Source organism: Streptomyces sp. NBC_01216 (assembly GCF_035994945.1).
GTDB lineage: Bacteria > Actinomycetota > Actinomycetes > Streptomycetales > Streptomycetaceae > Streptomyces.
Genome location: NZ_CP108677.1, coordinates 5,127,398 through 5,150,761 on the forward strand (window position 1 = coordinate 5,127,398; position 23,364 = coordinate 5,150,761).

Sequence of the window (23,364 nt, forward strand, 5' to 3'; positions counted from 1 at the left end):
GCCGAGACGAGTCCCAAGCCAGCTTGCGTGCCCTTGTTCATCGCGGCCCCGTCACGCCCAGGGCAGGGCGGTGACGCGCCAGCCCTCGGAGGTGTGCTCCAGGCGGAGTGCGAGCTGTTCGCCACTGCTGCGTGCGGGCCCGGACTTCGGGGTCGTCGTCAGGGTGTAGCTCACCCGGACGAGAGCGGAGGAGGCGGTCACCGCAGGTGCACCGTCGGGGACGGCGGCTGACGTGATCTTGGCTGTCTGGTGTGCCTTCTCGGCCCGCAGGGCGGCCCAGGCGGTGTCCTGGCTCGGCCGCTTCTGGGCGAGCACGCCCGCGAGTTCTCCCGAGGAGAGCCGGGCAGCCCGAGCGCCGGCATCCGCGTACGAATGGTCGCCGCCGTCGCGGGCGTCGTGCTCCACGTAGGCCGTGGCGAAGGCCCGAGCCGTCCGCTCAACGTCTCTCGGCAGACGGTTTGTTGACGGGGAGGCGGCAGCGCCGCTGTGCGACGGAGCCGTATCGGGTATGCCCGCCGAAACAGAGCGCGGCTGCGGGGATGCGGTCGAGGCCGCGGACGTGCCGCTGTTCGAGTTGGAACAGCCAACCGACAGGAGAATCAGGGAACCAGCCACGCCTATTGCGGCTGATATAGGTATGAAACGGGTGGATCGAGGCATGCGGGAACCACAACCTTGGTGCAAGAGATTTCGGAAGTGCGAGCGGCGCGGCCCCGCGGGGGCTGGGGGTCGCGCCGCTCCTTCGCAGGAAGAAGGGGGATTCCTCCTGCGGGCTTTACCGGCGAATGCCGGGGAAATCGCAAAGCAGGCCGGAGCGTATAGCTCTATCTGCCTGTCTCATCTGCGGAAGAGGTCGATCGCGTTTCGCATCTACGAGACGGTTGAGCTGCCGGGCGCGTTACTCATATCAAGGCCATCAGCCCCTTCCGCGATTCGAGCGAGATCGTGAACAGACCTCTACGGCCGAAAAATGCCTTGTGGCGTTGGCCGTGCCTGAATCCTTGCAGGGGTTCGCGGACAACTCGAATCACGAAAAAGCCGGAACTTAATTCCTAGAATTAAGTTCCGGCTTCTATGGGAGAGAGGGAGGCTTTTCCAACCTGGTTGCGTGGCACGTCGGTTGGCTGACGGCGGCGTTGAGGGAAAGGCGAAGCTCCTGGTAGATGGGTTGTCGACCAAGATCAACCTGTCCGCCCGGAGCTTCACGTGCTTGTCTACCCATCGGGGATCGATCTGTCCAACTCGACCCTGCGCTATCTGTCTGACCTGTTGAGAGCCCGGCGTCGTGAGCGCGGCACGCGCTGGCGCCGCCTGACCGCGGACCGACAGGCTCTGCTCGCGCTGGCCCATCTGCGCTGCGGGCACACGTACGCCCAGCTCGCGGCCGGCTTCGGGATCGGGCTGGCCACCGTCTACCGGTACATCGCCGAGGCGGTTGAGGTCCTGGCCGCCCTTGCCCCCACTCTCCAGCAGGCCATGACCGTCGCCGCCAACAAGGCATTCGTGATCCTGGACGGCACCCTGCTTCACATCGACCGCATTGCCGCCGACCGCCCCTACTACTCTGGCAAGCACAAGCGCCACGGCATGAACGTCCAAGTCATCGCCGACGCGTTCGGACGCCTGCTCTGGGCCTCACCTGCCTTGCCAGGTGCCGTCCACGACATCAAGGCCGCCCGCACTCACGGCATCATCGAAGCGCTCACCCGCGCTGGCATCCGGACGTGGGCCGACAAGGGATATCAGGGAGCTCAGGGGACGATTCGGGTGCCATACCGGGGCCGCTGGAGCACGCTCCCAGCCGGGAAGCGGGCGGTGAACTCCTCCCACGCCAAGATCCGAGCCGTCGGAGAGCAGGCCAACGCCACCCTGAAGAGCTGGCGGCTCCTGCGCAAACTCCGTTGCAGCACCACCCGCATCACCGACATCGTCAAGGCCGTCCTGGCCTTGCACTTCGCCACGGCAGCCTGAGATCACTGGCGGCCAAAGGCATGGACAAGGACAGCGCCACCATCAACGACAGCAAAGGGAGACCGCTCACCGTGACAGACGTTAGAGTCACCTACGACAAAACCGTCAACGCAGCGTACGTATACCTCACCGAACCGCAGGCCCGCGTGCAGTCCGCGCGCACGTATCCCTGCGATCCAGTGGACGTCGACGGCATGATCAACCTCGACTTCGACGAGCAGGGCCGCCTCATCGGCATTGAAGTATTGGCGGCCAGTTCCAAACTGCCCGAGTACCTGCTCCAATCCGCGGAGCGACTTGACACCGAAGGTGCATGACCAGCCGGGCACCACGCTCGCGGCGAACAGGTTGGAAAAGGCTCAGGATGTCGGTCCCGCGGGAGGGGCGCGGTACCTCGCCTGGTCAAGCAGCCTTCGGTTGGTGGTGGCTGAACGAGCTCGTGCGGGGGTGAGCCTGCGAGTCGGCTCGTCCCGCGACCGCCGGAAGTCGGCCACCAGAGGGGCGTCTGCGCGAGTGGGGGCGGCGGCGACCAGCCGGGCGCAGCGGTCGGCGGCTTCGAGAGTTCGGATCTTCGGGCAGGAGCCCGGCTCTGAACAGGAGAAGGGCATGTTCGATGTCGAGCGTCCCAGCATGCTTTCCAGAACAGGTGCACATGGACGGCAGGGCTGCAACAAAAGACGCCCCGCCCGCGTACGCTTCAAACTAAGATGGTCGGGTGATTGATGATGGTCCGGCATACAAGCTCTTGCTGTATAGAGCAGTGAAGCGATTCGAACTCGACCTACGGAAGTGGCCTTGGCCTCCCACGCGAGCTGCCGGAGACGACTGGGGCGCGTACTGGCAAGCGCGTTTCGAAGACACGCTTTTTAGGGTCGGTCTCGGCGCGCGAAAGCTAATCGAGGCCTCGAAACTTTCCGTTGAAGTTCAACAATGCCCGATCGATGTAACCTTCATGCCTGTGCGTCAGGAGCTATTTCCCGGCTCCATAAACCAGCACCACATCGAAAAGTTCTACGACACCGAGGCGGCGCGCCCCGACCGGATGCCTGTCCTGCTTCTCTGTCACGCAATCATCCATTCGTACGTTCTCGTTCCCCGATTCGGCGGGTCGGGGCACTCGGGGTTGCGTGTTGAGGACTTCTACCTGGCTTCGGACCGTGGGAGGAAGAAAGGCGTCTACCTGATCGAATGGCGCACTTTCGTCGATCAATTGGTGCACGCTGTGACTTCGGACGATGTCGTTGAGATGATCATGCATCGTTTGCCTAGTGGGGAAGAGCTTAGAATCCCTTCTTCATCTCATCGTGGGTCCGTGGGCCCGCGAGACGGGGCGGTGAGTCTTTATCGAGGCCTGTCGCAGGGGAATGCCAAACTTGTCGATAAATTCATGAAAGAATGGCGAGAGGCTTATGGGCTACCGTCCGATGGCGAACCTTGGGTGTAATACGGGATTTGTTCGTCAGGCCAAGGCGTCGGTATTACAAGCTCCATGGGGGGTGGCGGTGAAGGTGCTCGATCGCGACGCCGAGCCACGGCGCGGCCGGGCCGGCCAGGAGCAGGGGCGCGCACGTGCTGTACGAGAGCACGACGGTGGGCGGTTCAGCGGTGACTTCGGTCAGGAGGGCGTGGTCGAAGGGCATCCACTCGTGAGCCCCCAGCGGCAGGAGCCGCACCCCGGCCGAGGTGAGCACCACCCGGGCGCCGGTGTGGTCGCGCCACTGGGGAAGGGCGGCGTTCTCCGCTTCCTGCCGTCGACGGGCGTTGAGGCGACCGTTGCTGACCCACCGCCGGCCGAAGGTCGGGTGGTTCTCGAAATAGCCGGTGGCCGAGGTCGGGTAGTCGACCTCTGCCCCGTAGAAGCGGGTGGCGGAGCACGCCACGTCCGCGAAGGCGACCTCACCAGCCGCCAGGACAAGGCCGTCCGCCTGGACCGGCACAAGACCGCCCCCGCCCTGGAGGTGAAGCGCGAGGGCGGACGCTGCCTGTACGGCATCGGCGTGGGCGGCGTCCTCCGCCCGGTCGCGTGGGCGAGACCACATCGTCTTTCCTTCCTGATCAAGCTGACCGGCCGGGGTCTGTGCGGCGTGAGCCGCAGAGACCCCGGGCCCGTCATGAGATGAGATCACCACAGGGCGCTGGCGGCGGCGGCGGGTGCCTTCGCCGCCTCTTCATCCGCTTCCTTCAGCCGGGCCAGCAGCACGCCAAGACGGTCGTTGCTGATCGCCTGGTGCTTGCGGACGGCGTCCCCGACAACCTCACGACTGGTCCGTCCGGCCCGCTCGGTAGCGGCCCGCGCAATCGGCAGCAGCTCTGCCAACCAGTCGTCGTCCGCCTCCCGGTCCTGGGGGCAATCCGCGTCGTCCGGGACGGACGGCTTTTCCCCGTCCGCGGGGGTGCGGACCGCCGTGGGCGCAGCGGATTCCGTGCTCTCCGGAACTGCCGTGGACGGTGCGCCGTCCGCAGGGCCGCCGTCCGGTCCGCCCGCGCTCTTGCCCTCGCTCACCGCTCCGTCCGCTTCCGCGGACGGGTGGGCGGCAGCGTCATCGGTACACGGTTCTTGGTTGGGCCGGGACTCGGCTTTCCGCAGGTCAACGGGTGCTGCGGCGGCGTCCTGCTGAGCGGACGGACCGTCCGTCAGCGGCCGTGGAGGCATTGAAGCCGATGCTTCCACCGGACGAGGACCGTGCTGGACGGGGACGCGTTCGAGCGTCGGAGACGTCTCGCGGACTGGTCCGGGACCGGTCCTCCTCCGGTCCGGGACCGATCGCTCAGCCGTCCGCGCCATCAGGATGTAGAGGTGGACCGATCCCGCCAGCGCGAGCGGCGCGAGCATCGACAACACCCCGACGACGCTGTCCGTGAGGTGCAGCGCGGACCGTCCGGCCTGCGGAGAATCGTTCAGCGTGATGGCGTGCAGAGCGTTCGCGCCGAGGCTCGCCCCCGTCGCCGCGAGGAACAAGAACCAGGCGTAGAGCCGCGCGGCGAACCGCTGGTGCCGAAGGAGCACGATCGCCCGCACGCCGTAGGCAATGAACCCGTCGATGAACACCGGAAACAGGTAGGACAAGGTCTCCCTGGCGTGGATCGCGAGGGCGATCTGACGCAGTGCGTCGTACGAGAAGGCGAAGCCGGCCGCGCCGAGCAGGATGATCGCACTGCGGTCCCAGGCCGTCATTCCGCGCAGGCTGTAGCTCTCCTGCCGTACGGTTCCCGCCGCCGTGTCTATGTGCGCGTATGACATCAGAGGTTGCCCCCGTCACGCGGGCTGATGTCCTGCCATGCCGGGGTCTGCGAGAGGAGCTGTCCGAGCTGTTCCAGAGACGTGACCTCGTGCACGTGCTGACTCGGGCAGCTCACGCACGACACCCGCAGTGAGATTCGTTCTGTGCCGCCTTGATCGGTGTAGTACAGCTCCAGGTGCTGGCCCCCGGTCGTATCCAGCGACGCGAAGGCTTGCAGGTGTTCCTCGAAGCTCAGAAGTCCCAGCACCTCCCAGTCGAGCGTGACTGCCGAGTTCCCCAAGAGGGTGCGCGCGTACTTGGACGCTGCGGTGATCGACCTCGGACCCCAGGTGCGGAACGCGGCCTCCCGAGCGGTCTTGCGCTGCACCTCTGCTGTGGTGAGGTGCTTGGCCGCAGCGAACATGATCGGGTGACTCATCAGGGGCCTTCCAGAAGATCGTTAGTGCGGGGCGCGGTGAAGTCGCCCGGCTCGTTGGCGAGGCGGAGGAGAACGTCCGCGTGGCACGGAGCGTCAAGGGGACAGGTGCACATCAGGTCGAGCCCGCGCAGGACTCGGGCGAAGCGAGCTGCGTAGTGGCGTCCGACCGGGCCCCGGAGCGTGGCTACGAAGCGGTCCACCGACTCCGCAGCGTCCATCGGAGGACCGAGCGGGGACCGAACCCCGGCTGTGAACGGGTTCGCGTACCGGCTGCGAGGGCCGACGTATGCACAGGCTCTGGACAGCGCTGCGGCATCGCGGGACGCTCCGCGGAGGCGGACGGGCATCACGCCGCCCTCCCGCCACGGCGCCGGTCGGCCCCGATCATCGGCACGAGGGTCGTGACCATCTCGGCCAGGCGACTCGCCACGCGGGCCCCGACGAAGTCGCTCAGGTCCGGCCCGTTCTCATCACGGGCCGGAAGGTTGGACGTGATGATCGTCGGCAAGCAGTGGTTGTACCTGTAGTTGATCAGCCGGTACGTGACCTCCTCTGTCCATTCCGACGTCTTCGCCGTGCCGAGGTCATCGAGAAGCAGGTACTGAACCCGGCTGAGCCGTTGCAGCTCGTGTTCTGCTGTCCCCATGACCTGTGACGGGCGCAGGTTGCCGTACATGTCCGCTGAGTTCACGGTGATCAGCTCGAACCGGTCCGGTCCGCCGGCCGCGATCCTCCGCAGGGCCCCGTACGCCTGGTGCGTCTTGCCCGTCCCCGTGAGGCCAGTGAGGAGAAGAGCGCCAGCCTCAGCGTTGTCCGTGAGTGCCCGGTCGGCCCAGCCGATGACCTCCGGCAGCGTGGCCTCAGCGTCGCGGAACCGGGGAGGGGTTGCCCTCTGCCAGCGGCTCACGGCGTAGTCGGCCCGAGCCCGGCAGTGCCACTCGCGGTCTCCGGGGTTCTCTTCCGGTGCGTCGTCGGCGGGGTTGGCGTCCGGCACGACCTGAAGTCCTTTCGCAGCGAGTATTCGTTCCATTGCGCGCATTGACCTGGCGCCGCCCGCGCGTTCCGGCTCTGCCATGATCAAAATCCGTTCTGGTAAGCGCTGGGGGCGGCGGTGTTCTGAAAGGGAATCCAGCCTCCGGACTGCCGTCGCAACGGCACGACATTCCCCTGGGAGGCTGCTACGGGAGCGTGTGAGGGCAGATCCGCCCAGATCCGCAGCAGATAGCGGGCGGACTGTGGCGGGCGGTCGGCGTTCCATCGCCGCGCCACCATCTCGACCAGCCGTTCATTTCCCCAACGCGCTGCGAGAGCTGTTACCCGATCCCATTCCGATTCGGTCAGTCGCCAGCCAACGAGCATTCCAGCGCTTGTTATGGCTGTTACCAGGTCCTTGGATCCGTCCGGAACCTTCACCGAGTCTTGCTTGACGGCGCTGTTCTCTCGGCGAGACCCCAGCAAGCTAGCTTGCTCTTTGGTGGTGGTAATACTCCCGTAGGGAGTATTACCACCACGTACGCGCGAGGAAGAAACTTCCGAGTCTGCGTGCTGAAAGTTCCCACTTCCGACTTTCATGGCGGGGTTCTGGGAAGAAACTTCCTGGACCTTCTCTCCCACTTCTGAATCCTCACGGGGGAGTGTAGGAAGTTCCTTCGCTGAACTGGCGCTTTCCTCGGCGGTCCCGCTGCATAGCAATATGGAGTAGGTATTCGGGTTGGAAGCACCCCCGCCACGCTCGTGGCTGAGTTCCCCGAGCTTCGCCAGCTCTCCGAGGCACTTCGTTATCGAGCGCGGAGTGAGACGGGTAAGCGTGGATATCTCATCCAGAGTCAACGTCGCCTTGCCGGCGTCGTCCGCCTCGCGTGCCAGCGCCAGCATGACGAGGCGCGAGCCCCTGCACGACTTTGACTGTGACCAGATCAGTTCGGTCGCTATGTCACTCATCAGCGCTCCCCGCCGCCTATGGCTATGCGACGGCTGAGGGAAAGACCAAAAGACTGATCGTCCTCCGGGACGTAACCGTTCTGATGCGGCTCCGGGGTGAGATACAGCGTTTCGGTAGGGAGGTAGAAATCGTGGGCGTGACGCCAGTCAGCGGCCCCGCCGAAACCACGCCTGACCATGCGCGCCAGTTCCTCTTCCGTCCTGCGGTTGATGAGCATGCGGTAGAAATCCGATCCGAAGACGTGGGTAACAGACCGGCGCGCGGGATAGACCCGTACGAGTACGGCTGTAGGTGCAATTTCCCGAATCTCGGCACCGATAGGTGCACGCTGAAATCCGGAGGGTCTGTTCTGAAGCATGGGGAGAACTCCCGTGAACGCAGGATCCGCCGAGCGGAAGAATCGTTTCCTTGGGAGTGCGTCAGGCAGCGACGACGCGGAGCGACGAGGGCGATCCCTGCCCGGCCTGAGACTTTCGGTAGCGACGGGCGAGTTTCAGCAGATACTCGTGCGTCACGCCAAGCCCGCGGGCGACGGCGGCAGCGTCCAGTGAGGGATCAGTGGCGAAGCGCGCAATTACGGCGTCCCGGGCAGGCTTGGTCAAGGCCGCAGTGGCCCCTCGAAGCGCGCCTTCTACCGCCTTCTTGCTGTCCTGCTCTTGCCACGCACGCCGAAGTTCTGAACGCTCGGAAGCGAGAAGGCCGCCCCGGATTCCGTACTCGTCGTCATCCTTGAGGGATTCCACCAGACACCGGGCAGCGACGGCCAACGGGCATGACGCGCAGAGATTGCGAGGACGGTTGAGGGAGATCCCCAGCTTGGCCCTTACCGACTCGGGGTCTTCTCGCGGGCCGTCCGTGAGAGGGACGAACATGTTGACGTCCTGGTTCGCACACCGGGCAAATTCGGCCCAGTGCTTACCCGGAGCTTTCTTTGACTCCTCTATGAGGGGCAGCCAGTTTCCCTGGTGCGCGGCCTCGATGAGGCTGGATATGTCAGTGCTCATTTGTATCTCGCGATGTTCGCAGCGCCGCGAATTATTTGTCATCGGGCGCGAGAGGAGATCAGGAACGCTTACGAGAGCGCTTGGAAGGCTGAAGGGCCAAAAGTGCCGACTCGCCATCCGTCTGGGACTTCGCGCCAGGGCTGACGAAGTGCATATCGGAAATCGCGTGGAGGTCGTCCTCCGTGAACTGGACGAACTTCCCGAACTTCCGGTGTGGGAGCGTCGATATGCGCTCACGGAGCCACTTTTCCGGGATGTTCAGCCGTTCAGCGGCTTCGCCGTACCCGACGTGCAGACGCTTGTCGCGGGGGTCCGTAGCCGGGCTGCCCAAAAGAGCGTCCAGGCCGCCGGCCTGAGTCAGGAGGCCGACCACGGCTGCGAGTCCCTGCAAGTCCACAGCCGGGCCCGCGTTCGCCGGTGCCAGGGCCGCCATCACGCTTCCAGCCCGCGCAGTTCAGCGGTCCGCAGGTCGAAGGCATGCCCGCCGGAGGCCGCCCATCCGGCCTGCGGGAACGAGCGGATGATCCACCGGGCGATGGTGAGCGCCTTCGCCCGGGGGACACGAAGGGTCCGTCCGCGGGCGCTGACGGCGGTCAGCCCGAGGTGGGGCCACAGGGTCCGAGGCCCCTGAAGGCGCACCTGTATGACAGCGGCCTCCGGCAGCATGGACGACAGTTGCGCTGCCAGCCGTTCGGCCGGGCCCGAAGGGATCTCCACCTTCGGGTTGCAGCCCGTAGCAGGGGACATGCGACACTCCTCTATGTGGTACGCCGCTCCGTCGTGCCGTGCGAAAGGACACGGAGTGGCCGTGCGAGTGATCAGCGCCCTTGTTGGGGGCCGCGGATCACGAGCTGTCTGGCGTCCGAGAGGTGCGAACTCTCGGGCGCCGATGGCGTTTTGGGGGGAAGGGCGGCGCCTGGGTGATGCGCTGTCTCCCCTCTCCACCAAGTCGGTCCACGAAGGGAACCGCAGGTGGGCGAAGGCTGAGAGGGGTGCGAACCCCCTCGTTTTTCGCTAAGATGAAGCTATCTTGGTTCGCATCAAAAGTCAACAGTCCGAGGTTTCCTCGGTTCGCCCAAAAAACGAGGTCCGATGCCAGCTCGCCGTTTCGACAAAGAACGTGTGCGCGCTGTACGCCGAGCTGCGGACGTCTCGCAGGCCGAAGTGGCGTCGGCCCTCGGTGCTGCGGACTCGACTGTGGCGGGGTGGGAGTCGGGAGCGACGACACCCGATCAAGAGAAGCTGCCTGCTCTGGCCAGGGTGCTGGACCGGGACCTTGACGACCTGTTCCCGCGCGACGGCTTGCCCGATCTGACCGACCTGCGGTGCGACGCCGGCCTCTACCGGTACGAGACGCGGGCGGTCATCGGGACCAAAAGCGACGGGCCGGTGGCTGGAGCCGAACAGGGCGTCCGCCGGCTCAAGGAGCGGTACGTCCCTCTCCTGGCGGCTGCCTACGGCGTGACCGAGGACGAGCTGATGCGCGCCCAGGACCGGTCTTTCGGAGAGGCTGACGAGGACGCTTCCGAGGCCGAGAAGGTGCCGGAGACGCTGGCCGAGAAGATCACTCTCCTGCTGAAACGCTCCTACCCGGGCCGAACCGCTCCGGGTGATCAGGAGATCGCGGATTCGGTGAACGCCTACGCGGGCTCCCAGGTCACGTCAGCCGAGGGCATCGAGGCCCTACGAACGGGCAAGGGCGACGCGCCGGTGCCCGTGGTCCTCGAAGGTCTGGCCCAGTTCTTCGACGTCTCCAAGCTGTACTTCGAGCCGAATGAGTCCGTTGCCCGGCAGGTCTACGAAGGGCTCCGTCTCATGTCGGCGGCTAAGCAGGGCAAGGTGGGCAGAGTCCGGGCTCGCGGAATGAGCGCCGAGGGTCTGCCGGCCGACGTCCTCTCGATCCTGAACGATCTCGCCAGCGAGCTGGACAAGAAGGCCGGTCCAGGCACCAACGGCTAGTGCCCTGTCCCCCGGGCCCGTGAGGGTCAGGAGACAGGGCACCAGTGTGAGGTTCCTACCGCTCCGTGCTGTTCGGCTCGTGGCGCAGGCCAGAGGCGAACACGGCCCGGACGGCGCTCAGTGCGGAGAGATCCGCGAGCGGGTCGCCGTCCACCAGGAGGAGATCCGCTCGGTAGCCGGGAACGACCTTCCCCGTGATGTCGCCCAGGCCCAGGGCGGCGGCGGCCTGCGAGGTGGCCATGTCGATGATCATGGCGTTCGGCAGCCCCAGGTGCGAATAGAACGACAAGGCCTGAACTAGCCCGTCGAAGCCGGCGCGCTGCACTCCTGCGTCCGTCCCCGCGATCATGCGGACCCCGGCATCGGCCATCTGCCGCACCAAATCGAACATCGCGCGGGCTCGGTCCTCGCCGAAGAAGCGCGGGAGCATCTGCCAGTGGGGGCTTACGGCCGGGCAGACGGTGATGTCCTTCGCGATGATCTGCTGGACTACGTCGGGCCGGTAGTCCAGGCCATCGCTCGACATCCAGGTGCAGTGCTCGATGGTGTCGACGCCTGCCTCGACGGCGGAGGCGATGCCGTCGGCACCGTGGGCATGTGCTGCGACGGGCACGCCCGCCTCGTGGGCTTCCTCGACCAGAGCGGCCAGTTCCTCCGCCGTGAACTGCGACTGATGACTCTTGGGGCCGTCCTTCGTCAGACCGCCACCGGTGACCATCGCCTTGATGACCCCGGCCCCGGCCGCGAGGTTGCGCCGTACGAGTGCCCGGATCTCGGTCTCGCCGGAGACTTCGCCGCCAAAGAAGTGGCAGTGCCCACCCACGGTGGTCGCCGGGGTGCCCGCAGAGACAATCCTCGGTCCCGCCGTACGGCGATCGTTGATCTCGGCAGCCAGACGAAGGGCCAGGCCGCCGCGGTCACCGAGATCGCGGACGGTCGTGACGCCACTGTGCAGGAGTTGTTCGCCGCGGCGCCGCATGTCCTCGAAGAGGGCTTCATCCGTCGAGCCCTGGAGGGTGGACACCGGATCAGGCCCGCCGTCGAAGGCCAGATGAACGTGGGCGTCGATGAGTCCTGGCACCACGGTTCCGTCGAACTCGAACCGGGGCACGTCGGCCCCGGCCCGCTCCTCGATCTCCGCGCGCGGCCCGACAGCAGAGATCGACTCGCCCTCGATGAGAACGGCGCCGTCTTCCAGGTAGGTCCCTGAATCGACGAGCACTCGTCCACCGGTGATCAGCATCGTGTGACTCCTTGATCGTGCGAGGTCATGCGGCTGCCCGCAGTTCGTCGGATACCGCAATCAGTTGTTTCACATCCGACTCGCGGTCGCTGCCCAGCGCCATCGCGAGTGGAACCGCGCGGCGGGGGGAGGGGGCGCCCTTCTCGATCCGGGCGGCGGCCCGGCGCAGCCGGGCGGCAAGCTCGGCGGAGTCGATGTTGAGGACTGTGCTGTCGTCACTCTCTTCCAGCAGGTACGGACTGATGTCCACCAAGCCGTCGCGGCACTCCACGATGCGACGGTGGTAGCGCCGGTGTACGCCGCGGGCTCGCCATCGGTCCAAGGCGGCCGAGGACGCCGGCCGCAACACGTTGTCCGGGTACGCCTCCGCCAGCAGCTCCCACAGCGGGGCAAGGCGGCGGTGATCGCGCCGGTGCTGGAGCCACAGCCGCAGAGACGAGATCCGGGCTCGGGCTCCGGAGTACGTGATGCCCGCCGCGAACGTGAGGATGGACGCCACCAGGAGGAAGGCGACGGCGGCCATGAGCGGTCTCGGGACCTCTACGCCGGCCGCGCGAACGGCGACGATGACGGCGCGGATCGCGCAGGCCGCCGCCATCGCTCCCAGACCCACGGCAGCCATCCAGAGCCCGGTGGAATGCGGGCGGCGGGACATGCGGGCGTAGCGGCGAGTCCATCGGCACGCCATGCCGAGCGCATACATGAGGTAGAGGCCCGCGACGCCGTAGAAGAACGCGATTTGCGGCGTAGTCATGTCGGTCGTGCTGAAGGAGCCGGCGAAGACCTCGTGCGGCACCGACACGGCAGCCACGGTGATTGCCACCGCGACGACCGCGACAACGACGGCTTCATTCCGCGCCCGGCGTCGGCCCGCCTCCTCGTTGGCGGCGGAGAACAGGTAGAAGCACATCAGGAAGTACATCGCCAGGAGCAGCAGCACGTTCTGGATCAGCTTCGCCGTTCCGTGCCCGGCGACGGTGTCGACGCCGGACGCGCCACCGGGCATCGCTACCGGGTACGAGAGCGTGGCGCAGAGCAGGCAGAGGGTGACGGAGCGAAGAGGTGCGTCATGCGGGTTTCGCTTCCACTGGTAGAGCTTCCAGACCAGTGCGGCCACGAGCCCCAAGAGCAGGAGTTCCACGAGTTACAGCCATCCCCGCCGGTCACCGAGAGCGGCCTCGACCCGGCGCAGAGCGGGGTCATCGGCCGGCGGAGTGGAGCTTGCGAGCAGGGCAGACCACTCCAGGATGATCGTGGCCACGAGCTCGACGGAGCACTCCTCGCCGTCGTCGTACGAGCAACGCTGGGCAACACGCTTGACCGCCTCAGTCCCGAAGACCGGCATCAGGGCGGCCCAGCCCTCCACATCGACGGCTGTCGCGTCTCCGTCGCGGGCGGATTCCTCGGCTGCCTTCTCGTTCTCTGCCACGAGGATGTGCCCGACCTCGTGCAGGATGATCCCATCCTGGTGCAGGTCGGTCGTCTCCTGCTGGTACAGGATCACGTCGTAGGTGTCGTACTCCGCCCACATGCCCGAGGGGCCGGGCTTGGGCAGCGGAGCTGCCCGCAGAAACAGGGGGCGCCCGCGCCGTCGGCTCAGCTTCTCGCAGAGGTCGTGAACGTCGAGCGGGGGAGTGACCCCGAGGTCTTGCAGCTCACGCCGAATCAGCCGGTGCAGATCCTTCTCCACCGTCCGGGCTGCGGCTGTGCGCCAGCGTCCGAGACGTCGGCGGTTGGCTCCGCCTTGAGCAGGAATCTCAGACTCCGCCGCGTCTCGACCACTCTTATCCGACCACACTGAGTAATCCCTCCAACCGGCAGGTGATGGCTCCCCTGAGCCGGGCGACATCGCGCCCCCATCCATGGCGTCCGGATCCCGGCGCCGGAACGACCGCCTCTTGAAGAGGCGGGAGGCCGGACGCCGAGGGCCTTCCGCGAGCTCGGATATCGCGCACGCGAACGCGCGCCGATGCCCCGAGCTGGGCAGACCCGTGGAGCCCCCGGAAGCCTCTTGGACAGTACGTGACGCTTCAGACAAGACATGGCTTAAAAGCCATGATCGATTCGTGTAGATGGCAGGCAACTTTGACCCGCCAAAGTGCCCCAAATCAACCTTGTTCAATTCTGCACAAGGCCCTGAGCTGCGTCTTCGCAATCTGGCGTGAACGGGTCAACGTCTGCGGGCCTATAAGTGGCTCCGTTATCAACCTGGGACTTTCGGCGAGTGAAACACCGCCCCATAAGCGCATGAAAAGGACGAAAGTGCTGCTCGGTGGAGGGTGTGGCGACGGTCGCTCTGGGGCAGTTCGGGCAACTGTCGCGTTTACGCTTTCAGTCATGTCGAACGCGATATCTGCCCAGCCAGACAGTTACCTGGAGTTCTGGAATGAGTACCATCTGTGCACATTGACCACGCTGCGACCTGACGGGCGACCGCATGTCGTACCTGTCGGGGTGACGGTGGATGCTGCGGAGGGTGTGGCCCGGGTTATCACCCGCAAATCGAGCCGTAAAGTGGCCAACATTCTTGCGGGCGGGAGTGAGGCCCGTGTAGCCGTCTGCCAGGTCGACGGCGGCCGGTGGGCCACGCTCGAAGGCGTGGCGGAGGTGTGCACCGACGAGGCTGTGGTCGAAGACGCGGTGACCCGTTACGGAAAGCGATACGGGCGTACGCCGGGCCCGGATCCTGAGCGGGTGGTTATCCGTATCTCGGTCGAGCGGGCGCTTGGTCAGACCTTGGGTGCGCGGCCTCAGCCAGCCCAGGCCGCTGCGTAGCGGCAAGTGATCCACGGGTGGGCTGTCCACGGCATAGGCATATGCAGACCCTGAGTGTTACTCAGCCCTGAGTTTTCCTCAGAAGCCGTATCTCAACCGAACGTGATCGCTTGATTTCTGCTGGTCAGGCATGGTGTAGCTCCGAATGAGGGAGGGATCCGGCGTCTTGTTTCCGCTCCATGAGCAAGGGGTGCGCGATGGCGTCGGTTCTGGGAATGCTGGAGGAGCGGGAGACAGCGGCCCGTGTGCGGGTGGAAGGGCTTCGGGAGGAAGTCGCGCGGTTGGCTGGGGTGTTGGAGGCCGCCGAGATCGAGTTGGACCGGCGGGTGATCGCGCGGGAGGAACTGGTCGAGGCCCTGGCCGTGTCCGCGGCCGAGACGACTGCCGTGACCGAGGCGGAGCAGGAAATCGTGCCCTCGCCCGCGCCGGTGCCGGGGTCGATCGTGCCGCCTTGGCGCGAAGGCTTGCCGGTGACGGTGCTGGCGCCGGACTACCAGCGGATCCTGGGCGTGCTCGATGAGCGGCAGCCGGCGGGCCAGGGATCGCTCAAGGCCAGGGAAATCGCGGTGGGGCTGGGCCTTCAGACGACGTCGGCGAAGGTCGAGGGGGTGCGCTCGAAGGCCAGGCGCCTGGCGGAGCGCGGGTGGCTCGTGCAGGAGACGTCGGGGGCCTTCAGCGTCGGCCGGCGGCCCGTGGCCGTGCCAGGCGACGGCTCATCCGCGTGACCATCGACCACCGGATCATCGCCTCGCTGCTGGCCGGCAACGTCTCGTAGTCCCGGGCCAGTCGGCGCGAATGCATCAGCCACGCGAACGTGCGTTCTGCGTCCGGTGGTCAGGTGCGGCAAATTTTCGTTACCCGCGGCAATGGTTCGATCGCCTTAGCTCGAAAGGGTGAAGAGTGGGCGTTGGGTTGATTTCTGTTTCGGCGGCGAGTACGGGATTTCGTGACCGAATTTGACAGAGGCTGGACGCGTGATGGCGCTTTATGTCTGCAGGTGTCTGTGCGGAGTATGGCGACCTGGATTCAGGGGTGCTCGCGTGGAGTTCCGGGCTCCGTTTTCGCGGGTTTCTGCACCGCGTGGGGCGGAGGCGGGCGCGGCTATCGTGCCAAGGAGCACGGGAGGGACCCGGGTTGGTGTGGTGTCAGCCCCGGAGCCCCTACCGCCGTGCCGGACCTACCCCAACGTGAGGAAAAGGGCATGACTCAGCACGTCCGCCGAAAGCTCGCACGCATTCTCCCGACGGCGCCAGAAACTAGTATTCCGCTCTCCGCCGTTCTGCAAACCGGAGTGTCGAGCGTGTCTATGACGACGCTCCGCTTCAGCTCGCTGTTGACGCTCGGCGTCATCGTCGCCCCGGTGTACTGGCAGCAGCCCGTTCCCGCGCAGTTGCTGCTTGGGCTGTCGTGCACCGCGGCTTTGGACCGCAGCGGGTTCGTCCGCCTGAAGGTGCGGCGCTTCAGCTGACGCTGCCGCGCTCGTCGGCCGAGGAGGGTCGCCGCCCCGCGCACGGTGCGGCGGCCCGTCCGTACTTCCGCTCACCCTTTTACCGCCCATGACCGGGAAAGGGGGCGCGCGTGCGAGTGCCCTCCCCGCGTCGCCAGCCTCCTCTTTGTGCCTCACCCAGCTGCGAGACGACCACGATGCTGCTGCGACCCGATTCTCCGTACCCCCGCGCGACGAGCACTGCCGGCTCCTCGGTACTCGGCCCCATCCTGCCCGGTGCCGGCCCCGCTCCCGGTGCCGGAGCCGCCTTCACCGCCTTCTGCCTCGAACACGGCGACGTCTACCGCCGCTACGCCGCTGCCGTCACCGGCGACCCGGCGGCCGGCGAGCGCGTGGTTGGTGTCGCGCTGCTGGAGCTGCGGGCCCAGTGGTTCACGGCGCTGAGAAGCCCGGCACCGTCCGCGCTCGCCTGGCCCCTGCTGTGTGCGGCCACGGCGGCCAGTCGAACAGTCACCATGCGAGCGCTTGAACGAGCTCTCGGTTCACGCCAGGCCGACGCCCTCGTACTGCGCCACCGGCTGGGCCTGACTCCCCAGCGGGCAGCCCACGTCATGGGGATGACCCCGGCTGCCTTCGAGCTGCTCAGGCGCAAGGCTCTGCGCCGCGTAGCGACCCTTCCCGCCGGTGCGCATATGCCTTTGTCGGATGCCTTCTGAGCAGGTGTGTTGTGCGCCGGAGCGCTTTCCGGCCAGGCCCTCAGTGATCCGCTTCCAAAAGTTTCGCCGGCTGGCGAAAGCGGGTAGCTGTCGACCGGACCGGCCTCCTAGCATGGGCGCTTCCACCCTCGGGAAACAGCCGCACTAGCGGGGTGCGCGCGGCCGGGAAAGTGTGGGGAGCAGCTCATTCTTGACATCAGTAAACCCAGTGTCGCGCGGATGTACGACCATCTTCTCGGCGGTACTGACAACTACAAGGTCGATCGCGAAGCGGTGCAGGAACTGCTGACGATGGCACCCAGCACACGAGAACTTGCCCTGGTGAACCGCGCCTTCCTTGTAAGGGTGGTGCGGTACCTGGCCCGCGAGCACGGCATCCGACGTTTCCTCGACCACGGATCCGGTCTGCCGACCCGGCCGAACGTCCATCAGGTCGCCCAGGAAGTCGATCCGTCGAGCGAAGTCGTCTACATCGACAACGATCCCACCGTCTACGCTCACGGTCGCGGGATGCTCGCCGAGGACCCCCACACCACGGCCGTTTTGAACGCGGACTTCCGCGATACCGACGAGATCTTCGACAGCCCCGAGGTCCAGCGGCTGCTGCGCGACGGCGCACCGGTGGCTGCGCTGTTCGTCTCGGTACTGCACTGTATTCCTGACAGCGACGACCCCTGGGCCCTGGTGCGGCGCGTGGCCGAACACCTTCCCGCCGGCAGTTTTCTCGTCGTCTCGCAGCTCGCCAGCGACGACGCCCAGCTCCGGGCTCAGATCACCGACTTCATGGCGGACATCACCGACAACCACTGGGGGCAGGTCCGCTCGATAAGCGAGGTCAACCGCCTCTTCGCGGGCTTCGAGCTGCTGGACGGCGAGCAGCCCTGCGAGGTCTCCCTGTGGAAGCCGGACAGTGATCTGGCGCCCCGGCAGCGAGGCCAGGAGTGGGTGGAGTACGGCGGCGTCGCGAGAATCAGCTAACGCGCCTTCGGGGGCGGCTAAGCGAGGTACGCGATGTACTCGTCGATCTTCCGCATCGACTCCTCCTTGCTCAAAGCCCGCCCCCACAGGTCGTCCAGGGCTGCCTGGTACATCTCCACGTCGTCCACGTCTTCGAGCAGTTCACCGCCGCGGTTCCTGGTCTCCAGGTAGACCGCGCGCCCGACCGAGTCGTCATGCGGCTTGAGCAGCATGATGGACGGGTGCAAGGCAGCCCCTGCCGATCTGGGCACGATCCGGACGTGGATGTCGGGACGGTTCTCGGCGAGGTTGAACAGATGCCGCAGCTGCTCGCGGAACACCATCCGGCCGCCGACTTCCATCGACAGCACGCCCTCCGCGATCATCGCCTCGAAGACGGGGGCGTCCTCTTCTTCAAGAAGGCTCTGGCGCTGCAGGCGGATCTCCAGCCGTCGTGCGACCAGACTCTCGAGTATGCGCTTGCGCTCAGGGTTGGGCTGGGCGCGGGTGAAGTCGGTCATGAGCGCCTTGGCGTAGGCGCGGGTCTGGAGCATCCCGGGGATGCCGCTCTCCTGGTAGGTGCGGATCACCTTGGAGGCTGCCTCCCAGGCGAACAGGCCGGCCAGAGGCTCATCCACGACATCCGACGACTTGGCCCAGGCGGGCGAGTTGTCGATACGCCGCAGGCTGCGCTCCGCCTCGTCGATGACCCAGTCCGGCGCGCCGCATGCGAGGAGGAACTCCGTGACCTTGGCAGGGTCCTGATTCGCGGCACCCGTCTCGTACTTGCTCAGAGTCGGTACGGACCCCATCACGGGCACGGCCGCGACGGCGTCGGCCTGACTCCAGCCCCTCTGCTTGCGGTGAAACCGCATCATGCTGCCGACGGACCGCGCCACCGGGTGCGACGCGGCCTTCGGCTTCTTCCCCGGTTCCTCGGGGAAGGGGATCAGCTGACCGGACATGTGTTCCACTCCTCACGGCCGGCGTTCACCGTCCTGCGAGCAGCATTATTCGTCCATTCAGCCCAGCGCAACCCCTGGCCAGGGAATTTCAGACAGTCATCCCGTTGAATTCACCCTTGACGGCTCCGTCCAGGAAAGCAGACAGCTCCCCCTTTGTGAAGATCAGGGCCGGGCCCTTCGGGTCGCGGGAGTTCCGCATGGCGATGTTTTCGCCGACCGCGGCAAGTTCGATGCACTCGTTGAGTGCGTCGCTCGCCTTGGCCTTCACCCAGCGTGCGCCTGCCAGTTCGGCGGCGCCGATGCCGTTGGGTACCTCGCTCACATCTCACCTGTCTTCCTGCTGCTGATCAGCAGCAATGATCTGCCCTCGACGGCCACCCGAAGGGCCGCCCCTCCACTTTCGCCGAGCCGCGAAAATTTCCTGTCCTGGCGAAAGTTCTCAGGATTCTAGCCCTGCCGGGAGGGGTTTCGCTGTCCCTCGAAAGGGCGCTTCCGTGAGGATAGAAAACGTAAGTATGAATATCGGATTTAAGGTCGAAGGTGGTGAGAGGGGCCGTGAAGAATGGCCGAAGGGCGCTGAGGTGAACCGCCTGAGCCGCTTGGAGAAATGCTCCTGGTGCCTGTTTTCGGGGCTCGGATGCTGCACACGGCTGACGACCGGCGTGCGTGTGACGGCCGGCCCGGCGGCTTCTGAGCGCCCGCATTCAGTGGCGGCGGACCCGTGCAACACGTCCATCAAGGTGCCTGTTGGTCCCGCGGGGCAGGGCCGAACGGCCCTGTACGCGTCGCCGTGACCCCCGTCACGCTGTGGGGCAGGAGGCGAGCACCGTGGCCGCTTCCGGCGGCTCGGGAACGACGCCGGGTCCCCCTCACCTGCCGGACGGCTCTGACCCGTCAGACCGCTCTGGCCCGGAAGGAGCCGTGTGGGGTGACCAACTCACTCGTATCCCGGAGCAGCACCGCGCCGAGCCCCGTGCGGCCGTCCCGGTCGGTGCCGGTGGAGCCCGACGAGGCATGGAGACTGCTGAGCAGCGTGAGGCTGGGCCGGATCGTGTTCACCCGTTCCGCGCTGCCCGCCATCCGACCGACCCCGCATCTGGTCGAGGGGGCCGACATCATCGTGCGCAGCCACGACTGGCCCGCCCTCACCCCGGCGGCACACTCCGGCCTGGCGCACGGCGTGGTCGTCGCCTACGAGGCGGACCTCCTCGACCATGACACACACCTGGGCTGGAGTGTCGTCGCCGTCGGCTACGCCCACCTCGTCACCGGGTCCAGCGAACTCGCCCGCTACCGCGACCTGCTGCCGGCCTGGGCGGCCGACCCCGCGGACCGCGTGGTGCGTATCCGCGCGGAGGAGATAGCAGGCTTCCGGCTCACGGCCTGACCCACCGCAAGCCCCGCACCCCCTCAGCCTTCTCGGCCCCTTCTTCCAGGCGCAGTGCGCGCCCACACCTACGGCGGGACGCGCCGCGCATCCGCGCGTCCTGCTGTGCCCCTGCCCTTCGTCAGACGGACTTCCCATGGCACCCCTCGCCCCTCAACCCCTCAACGCGACCGATGCCCCGCGCCCGGTGAGGCCGGCGCACCGGCGCACCGGGACAGCCGGCCCCGGCCCCGGGCTCGCCTGGCTGCTCATCGTCACCAGCGCGCTCGGCACGGTGGCCTCGTTCACGATCACCCTGGACAAGTTCCGCCTGCTGCAGGACCCACACTTCGCTCCCTCGTGCAACCTCAGCCCGATCCTGTCCTGCACGAGCGTGATGAGCAGCGGGCAAGCAGCCGTGTTCGGCTTCCCCAACCCCCTGCTCGGGCTCCTGCTCTACCCGGCCCTCGCCGCCGTCGGCTGCGCCGCCTTGGCCGGCGCGAGGATGCGGGGATGGTTCTGGCTCGGGATCAACCTCGCCACGCCGCTCGGCTCGGGGCGTGGGAGCTGGCGCACCAGCTCAATCAGTGGGTCGACGCCGCCGACAGCTCCGCCCAGACCACGCCGGGCGGGCTCGACCGCTTGTTACTCAGTTCGCTGGGCTACTCATAGCCCGATGGCGGACTTCGGCCCCATGTAGGACCCGGCGCCCGGGAAGCCGTCCCGGCACAACTTCACGAACACGTCGCTGAAGCCACGGGCGGGCAGATCATCTAGCGCTACGAACTCGACGCCCCGAATCGGTCGGGTGTCCGCGCCCTCCGTAACCGCTCCGATCTGCCCACCCACGAGTCGGGCCTCGAAGGTGATGTGAACGACGTGAGCACCGGTGTTATCGCACAGGTACAGCAGCCGGCCCACTTCGACCTCGACGCCGGTCTCCTCCCGCATCTCCCTGACCAGCGCATCTTCCAGGGTCTCGCCGTCCTCGACCTTGCCTCCCGGCAGGGACCAGGTCCTGGGGCCGTCGGTGTCCTGGTTCAGCAGAAGGACCTTGCCGTCCTCGATGACGATGCCCGTCACGCGTGTATGCATCCACCGACGTTATCGCTCGGTGGACCGGACCGAAGGGGACACTGATGAATCTGCGATCAACCTCTGCGGCGCCACCTGTGGTGATCGCCGCCGGGGGATTGGGTACCCGCGTGGGCAGCTGGTCACCGTACTTCCCCAAGGAGCTTCGGCCGGTGTGTGGCCGGCCTGGCCTCGCGCACATCGTGGACGAGGTCGCCGCCATCGGCAGTGACCGTGCCGTCGTGGTCCACCACCCGTACTACACGCCGCTGATCGACTGGACCCGTCAGGTCCTGGCCCCGGGAGCCTTAGCGCGCTACCGGGCGCTCACCAATCAGCTGCCGGTCAAGCCCCGGCCGGCCGACCACCTTCGTGTCGACTTCATCGCCCAACGCGGCAGGTACGCCGACGTCACGTCCGTGCTCAACGGTGCCGAACATTTGCGCACGGGGGAGTTCTACGTTGTCTTCGCTGACAACGTCGACCCGACCCACGCGGCACTGTCTGCGCTCACGGAGACCCCGCTGGACACCGCCGCCGTATTGGCCGCACCCTTCGACGTGGACGCGGCGAGCAACCACGGAGTGATCGTCTGCGCGGGCGAGGGACCCGTTCTGAGGATGGCTGGCTTGATCGAGAAGCCCGACCGACAGCAGGCGGCCCGACTGGAAGCGGAGCGTGGTACTGCCAACCTGCGACTCCTCCATGGCCGGCTGCGCGTGACGCCGGATCTGCTGGACCACCTCGCCATAGCCGGGCGGAGCAGCACCAGCGAGCCGAAGCTCTCCCTGGCACTGGCCTCTTACGCACGATCCAATCGCGTCGACGTGGTCACCAGCACACAGCCCTTCACGGACCTCGGTCTCTCGAGCCCCGGAGGAGCCGTACAAGGCGACGACGTTCCTTTGGCTATGCCTCGGTCTTGACCTCGCGGACCTTGGCCTTGTCCACGAGGCGAAGGAGGAGGTCGGCCAGCTGGATGACCTCAGCCGCTTCCATGGGGTCGTCGAATGTCACCGTGCGGTGACTCGCCGGGTTCTTGAACAGCCCGATCGCGCCGGCGAAGAGGGATGACATCGCCAGTTGCTCGCCACCCTCGGCCCCGGCGTCAGCCAGCGCGCCGCCGCCAGCCCCGTTGTTGTGGGGCTTGAAGGCGGTGCGCATGAGGTTCACCCCGATCTCGGAATGCCCGAGTCCAGCGGTGTCGCGCACCGCCACCTCGACTTCCTTCATCGCCGCGAAGCAGGCAATCTCGTACTGGCCGAGGTGGAAGTTCGTCCGCACATGCCCTTCCAAGGCAGGGTGCATCGGTCCAGCCAGACGGTCAGCGGCGGCCAGTTTGACCAGCGCAGAGGGGTCAGCGACGAGCTTGCGGCCGTCCGTCGTTACGCGGCGGAAGTCGCTGGTCCTGCTGCCGACTTGGCTGACGAGCGCCTTGGACTCCACCCATGCCCAGGCTTCACAGACGCGGTCCAAGAGCTCTGCCTCATCCGGCTCTCCCTTGAACGACATCCGCGCTTCCGCCGTGATGTTCTGCGGCAGGAAGTACGTCTCCTTGGCCAGACGTTCGAGTAGGAGCATCCCCAGCTCAGGGGTGGGGAGGGTGCGCAGGGCGTTCGCCGGGATCGGCGGCGTAGCGTTCGCGGTCACGTCGTGAAGATAGTCCGTCGGCGCCGCCGCACGCAGCGGGTTTCCATCAGCCTTTACTCGTCGTCCGGGATCTCCTCCAGGACCTGCCCAAGGTACTTCCGGGTCACGCGGTAGCGCTTCGGCTTTGGCTTCGGCGGGAGGGCCCAGCCGTTGGCCTTCGCCTCCGCGATGGAGGCCGCCGCCCAACTCCGCATGAAGCTGATCAACATCGAGTCGGATGATCGAGGTCCCCAGTAGCGCTCGAAGAACCAGTCACTCCGGCGAAGATCTGTGATCTCAGCCTGAACCACGTCGAGGTGATCCAGTAGCTCCGAGCAGACCTGTTGCGCTTCTTCGAACGCACCCCGGAGCGTGTGTTTGTTCCGTCGTCTGGTTCGTAGCGGCCAGCGCTCCCGGAATTCCCTCTGCACTGCCCATTCGATTGGGGTTTTGTCGTTCTTCGTATCGTTGCACCTGTCGCAGGCCGGAACCAGGTTGTAGTAGTGATCCAGCCCACCCCTGGACCAGGGTATGACGTGGTCCATCGTCTCGGCTGCGTCGCCGCAGTAGACACACTTCCCCTCATTCGCCGACAGGACCATGAGACAGACCCATGTGGGCTGTCGCTTTCTCCCCACCCTTTGCCCCCTGTGATT

31 protein-coding genes and 1 pseudogene are annotated in these 23,364 nt (G+C 66.4%); 12 read left to right on the forward strand and 20 right to left on the reverse strand.

Annotated elements, in window-relative coordinates; genetic code table 11:
- Nucleotides 1-51: 51 nt before the first annotated feature.
- Nucleotides 52-405, reverse strand: a complete 354-nt coding sequence (locus OG393_RS22880) for a hypothetical protein (RefSeq protein ID WP_327376557.1) — start codon at nucleotides 403-405, stop codon at nucleotides 52-54.
- A gap of 801 nt (nucleotides 406-1,206) precedes the next feature.
- On the opposite strand from OG393_RS22880, the gene OG393_RS22885 reads away from it, so the two are divergent.
- From OG393_RS22885 to OG393_RS22895, 3 genes are all read left to right on the forward strand, one after another.
- On the forward strand, nucleotides 1,207-1,971 hold the full coding sequence (locus OG393_RS22885) for an IS5 family transposase (RefSeq protein WP_327376558.1): 765 nt from the start codon (nucleotides 1,207-1,209) through the stop codon (nucleotides 1,969-1,971).
- A 20-nt stretch (nucleotides 1,972-1,991) separates the two neighbouring features.
- A complete protein-coding gene (locus tag OG393_RS22890; protein WP_327376559.1) occupies nucleotides 1,992-2,288 on the forward strand; it encodes a DUF2283 domain-containing protein in 297 nt (98 codons plus the stop codon).
- A 398-nt stretch (nucleotides 2,289-2,686) separates the two neighbouring features.
- Complete coding sequence (locus tag OG393_RS22895; protein ID WP_327376560.1) at nucleotides 2,687-3,415, forward strand: hypothetical protein; 729 nt, start codon at nucleotides 2,687-2,689, stop codon at nucleotides 3,413-3,415.
- Nucleotides 3,416-3,449: 34 nt separating this feature from the next.
- Here OG393_RS22895 and OG393_RS22900 read toward each other — a convergent pair whose 3' ends face one another.
- The 10 genes from OG393_RS22900 to OG393_RS22945 all read right to left on the reverse strand — a co-directional run bounded on the left by OG393_RS22900 (nucleotide 3,450) and on the right by OG393_RS22945 (nucleotide 9,324).
- The gene (locus OG393_RS22900; protein ID WP_327376561.1) at nucleotides 3,450-4,010 is read right to left on the reverse strand and encodes a hypothetical protein; all 561 of its coding nucleotides are present in this window, start codon (nucleotides 4,008-4,010) and stop codon (nucleotides 3,450-3,452) included.
- Nucleotides 4,011-4,093: 83 nt separating this feature from the next.
- The gene (locus tag OG393_RS22905; RefSeq protein ID WP_327376562.1) at nucleotides 4,094-5,212 is read right to left on the reverse strand and encodes a DUF2637 domain-containing protein; all 1,119 of its coding nucleotides are present in this window, start codon (nucleotides 5,210-5,212) and stop codon (nucleotides 4,094-4,096) included.
- Nucleotides 5,212-5,631 carry a DUF6195 family protein gene (locus tag OG393_RS22910; RefSeq protein ID WP_327376563.1) on the reverse strand — a complete coding sequence of 140 codons (420 nt, stop codon included), beginning with the start codon at nucleotides 5,629-5,631 and terminating at the stop codon, nucleotides 5,212-5,214. Before OG393_RS22910 ends, OG393_RS22905 begins: the two co-directional genes overlap by 1 nt.
- The gene (locus OG393_RS22915; RefSeq protein WP_327376564.1) at nucleotides 5,631-5,978 is read right to left on the reverse strand and encodes a DUF4326 domain-containing protein; all 348 of its coding nucleotides are present in this window, start codon (nucleotides 5,976-5,978) and stop codon (nucleotides 5,631-5,633) included. Before OG393_RS22915 ends, OG393_RS22910 begins: the two co-directional genes overlap by 1 nt.
- The gene (locus OG393_RS22920) at nucleotides 5,978-6,625 is read right to left on the reverse strand and encodes an ATP-binding protein (RefSeq protein ID WP_327376565.1); all 648 of its coding nucleotides are present in this window, start codon (nucleotides 6,623-6,625) and stop codon (nucleotides 5,978-5,980) included. Before OG393_RS22920 ends, OG393_RS22915 begins: the two co-directional genes overlap by 1 nt.
- 83 nt (nucleotides 6,626-6,708) lie before the next feature.
- Nucleotides 6,709-7,572: a hypothetical protein gene (locus OG393_RS22925; RefSeq protein ID WP_327376566.1), complete on the reverse strand. Its 864-nt coding sequence runs from the start codon at nucleotides 7,570-7,572 to the stop codon at nucleotides 6,709-6,711.
- A complete protein-coding gene (locus OG393_RS22930) occupies nucleotides 7,572-7,931 on the reverse strand; it encodes a hypothetical protein (RefSeq protein WP_327376567.1) in 360 nt (119 codons plus the stop codon). The genes OG393_RS22925 and OG393_RS22930 overlap by 1 nt, the downstream gene beginning before the upstream one ends.
- 61 nt (nucleotides 7,932-7,992) lie before the next feature.
- Nucleotides 7,993-8,577 (reverse strand): WhiB family transcriptional regulator, encoded by a 585-nt coding sequence (locus OG393_RS22935; protein WP_327376568.1) that lies wholly within the window; start codon nucleotides 8,575-8,577, stop codon nucleotides 7,993-7,995.
- A gap of 58 nt (nucleotides 8,578-8,635) precedes the next feature.
- The gene (locus OG393_RS22940) at nucleotides 8,636-9,010 is read right to left on the reverse strand and encodes a hypothetical protein (RefSeq protein WP_327376569.1); all 375 of its coding nucleotides are present in this window, start codon (nucleotides 9,008-9,010) and stop codon (nucleotides 8,636-8,638) included.
- Entirely contained in the window at nucleotides 9,010-9,324 is a 315-nt protein-coding gene (locus tag OG393_RS22945) for a transcriptional regulator (protein ID WP_327376570.1), read from the reverse strand. The genes OG393_RS22940 and OG393_RS22945 overlap by 1 nt, the downstream gene beginning before the upstream one ends.
- Before the next feature lie 375 nt (nucleotides 9,325-9,699).
- Between OG393_RS22945 and OG393_RS22950 the strand changes: the two genes are divergently transcribed.
- Entirely contained in the window at nucleotides 9,700-10,536 is an 837-nt protein-coding gene (locus OG393_RS22950) for a helix-turn-helix transcriptional regulator (RefSeq protein WP_327376571.1), read from the forward strand.
- A 55-nt stretch (nucleotides 10,537-10,591) separates the two neighbouring features.
- Here the strand turns inward: OG393_RS22950 and OG393_RS22955 are convergent, their stop codons facing one another.
- Genes OG393_RS22955 through OG393_RS22965 form a run of 3 tightly spaced genes read right to left on the reverse strand, consistent with a single transcriptional unit; the run spans nucleotide 10,592 to nucleotide 13,469 of the window.
- Nucleotides 10,592-11,779, reverse strand: coding sequence for an amidohydrolase family protein (locus OG393_RS22955; RefSeq protein ID WP_327376572.1), 1,188 nt, complete (start codon nucleotides 11,777-11,779; stop codon nucleotides 10,592-10,594).
- Between the two features lie 25 nt (nucleotides 11,780-11,804).
- On the reverse strand, nucleotides 11,805-12,920 hold the full coding sequence (locus tag OG393_RS22960) for an MAB_1171c family putative transporter (protein ID WP_327376573.1): 1,116 nt from the start codon (nucleotides 12,918-12,920) through the stop codon (nucleotides 11,805-11,807).
- A gap of 3 nt (nucleotides 12,921-12,923) precedes the next feature.
- Nucleotides 12,924-13,469, reverse strand: coding sequence for a hypothetical protein (locus OG393_RS22965; RefSeq protein ID WP_327376574.1), 546 nt, complete (start codon nucleotides 13,467-13,469; stop codon nucleotides 12,924-12,926).
- 647 nt (nucleotides 13,470-14,116) lie between these two features.
- Between OG393_RS22965 and OG393_RS22970 the strand changes: the two genes are divergently transcribed.
- Entirely contained in the window at nucleotides 14,117-14,554 is a 438-nt protein-coding gene (locus tag OG393_RS22970) for a pyridoxamine 5'-phosphate oxidase family protein (protein WP_327376575.1), read from the forward strand.
- A 197-nt stretch (nucleotides 14,555-14,751) separates the two neighbouring features.
- A complete protein-coding gene (locus OG393_RS22975) occupies nucleotides 14,752-15,279 on the forward strand; it encodes a hypothetical protein (protein WP_327376576.1) in 528 nt (175 codons plus the stop codon).
- On the opposite strand, the pseudogene OG393_RS22980 reads toward OG393_RS22975, so the two are convergent.
- Nucleotides 15,227-15,376 (reverse strand): annotated as a pseudogene (locus tag OG393_RS22980) (IS5 family transposase); the annotation flags it as partial. The gene OG393_RS22975 and the pseudogene OG393_RS22980 sit on opposite strands and share 53 nt — an antisense overlap.
- A 379-nt stretch (nucleotides 15,377-15,755) precedes the next feature.
- Between OG393_RS22980 and OG393_RS22985 the strand changes: the two are divergent.
- The 3 genes from OG393_RS22985 to OG393_RS22995 all read left to right on the forward strand — a co-directional run bounded on the left by OG393_RS22985 (nucleotide 15,756) and on the right by OG393_RS22995 (nucleotide 17,695).
- Nucleotides 15,756-16,022 carry a hypothetical protein gene (locus OG393_RS22985; protein ID WP_327376577.1) on the forward strand — a complete coding sequence of 89 codons (267 nt, stop codon included), beginning with the start codon at nucleotides 15,756-15,758 and terminating at the stop codon, nucleotides 16,020-16,022.
- 176 nt (nucleotides 16,023-16,198) lie between these two features.
- Nucleotides 16,199-16,717 (forward strand): hypothetical protein, encoded by a 519-nt coding sequence (locus OG393_RS22990; protein WP_327376578.1) that lies wholly within the window; start codon nucleotides 16,199-16,201, stop codon nucleotides 16,715-16,717.
- Between the two features lie 186 nt (nucleotides 16,718-16,903).
- Entirely contained in the window at nucleotides 16,904-17,695 is a 792-nt protein-coding gene (locus OG393_RS22995) for an SAM-dependent methyltransferase (protein WP_327378515.1), read from the forward strand.
- A gap of 17 nt (nucleotides 17,696-17,712) precedes the next feature.
- On the opposite strand, the gene OG393_RS23000 is transcribed toward OG393_RS22995, so the two are convergent.
- Together OG393_RS23000 and OG393_RS23005 are read right to left on the reverse strand one after the other, a co-directional pair.
- Entirely contained in the window at nucleotides 17,713-18,639 is a 927-nt protein-coding gene (locus OG393_RS23000) for a helix-turn-helix transcriptional regulator (RefSeq protein ID WP_327376579.1), read from the reverse strand.
- A gap of 88 nt (nucleotides 18,640-18,727) precedes the next feature.
- Nucleotides 18,728-18,961 (reverse strand): DUF397 domain-containing protein, encoded by a 234-nt coding sequence (locus OG393_RS23005; RefSeq protein ID WP_327376580.1) that lies wholly within the window; start codon nucleotides 18,959-18,961, stop codon nucleotides 18,728-18,730.
- A 606-nt stretch (nucleotides 18,962-19,567) separates the two neighbouring features.
- On the opposite strand from OG393_RS23005, the gene OG393_RS23010 reads away from it, so the two are divergent.
- Nucleotides 19,568-20,026, forward strand: a complete 459-nt coding sequence (locus OG393_RS23010) for a pyridoxamine 5'-phosphate oxidase family protein (protein ID WP_327376581.1) — start codon at nucleotides 19,568-19,570, stop codon at nucleotides 20,024-20,026.
- A 136-nt stretch (nucleotides 20,027-20,162) separates the two neighbouring features.
- On the forward strand, nucleotides 20,163-20,705 hold the full coding sequence (locus tag OG393_RS23015; RefSeq protein ID WP_327376582.1) for a vitamin K epoxide reductase family protein: 543 nt from the start codon (nucleotides 20,163-20,165) through the stop codon (nucleotides 20,703-20,705).
- On the opposite strand, the gene OG393_RS23020 is transcribed toward OG393_RS23015, so the two are convergent.
- The gene (locus tag OG393_RS23020; protein ID WP_327376583.1) at nucleotides 20,672-21,100 is read right to left on the reverse strand and encodes an NUDIX hydrolase; all 429 of its coding nucleotides are present in this window, start codon (nucleotides 21,098-21,100) and stop codon (nucleotides 20,672-20,674) included. The two genes, OG393_RS23015 and OG393_RS23020, sit on opposite strands and share 34 nt — an antisense overlap.
- 44 nt (nucleotides 21,101-21,144) lie before the next feature.
- Between OG393_RS23020 and OG393_RS23025 the strand changes: the two genes are divergently transcribed.
- The gene (locus OG393_RS23025; protein ID WP_327376584.1) at nucleotides 21,145-22,005 is read left to right on the forward strand and encodes an NTP transferase domain-containing protein; all 861 of its coding nucleotides are present in this window, start codon (nucleotides 21,145-21,147) and stop codon (nucleotides 22,003-22,005) included.
- Here the strand turns inward: OG393_RS23025 and OG393_RS23030 are convergent.
- Together OG393_RS23030 and OG393_RS23035 are read right to left on the reverse strand one after the other, a co-directional pair.
- Complete coding sequence (locus OG393_RS23030) at nucleotides 21,989-22,729, reverse strand: TIGR02391 family protein (protein WP_327376585.1); 741 nt, start codon at nucleotides 22,727-22,729, stop codon at nucleotides 21,989-21,991. The two genes, OG393_RS23025 and OG393_RS23030, sit on opposite strands and share 17 nt — an antisense overlap.
- 53 nt (nucleotides 22,730-22,782) lie before the next feature.
- Entirely contained in the window at nucleotides 22,783-23,310 is a 528-nt protein-coding gene (locus tag OG393_RS23035) for an HNH endonuclease (protein ID WP_327376586.1), read from the reverse strand.
- Nucleotides 23,311-23,364: the final 54 nt, after the last annotated feature.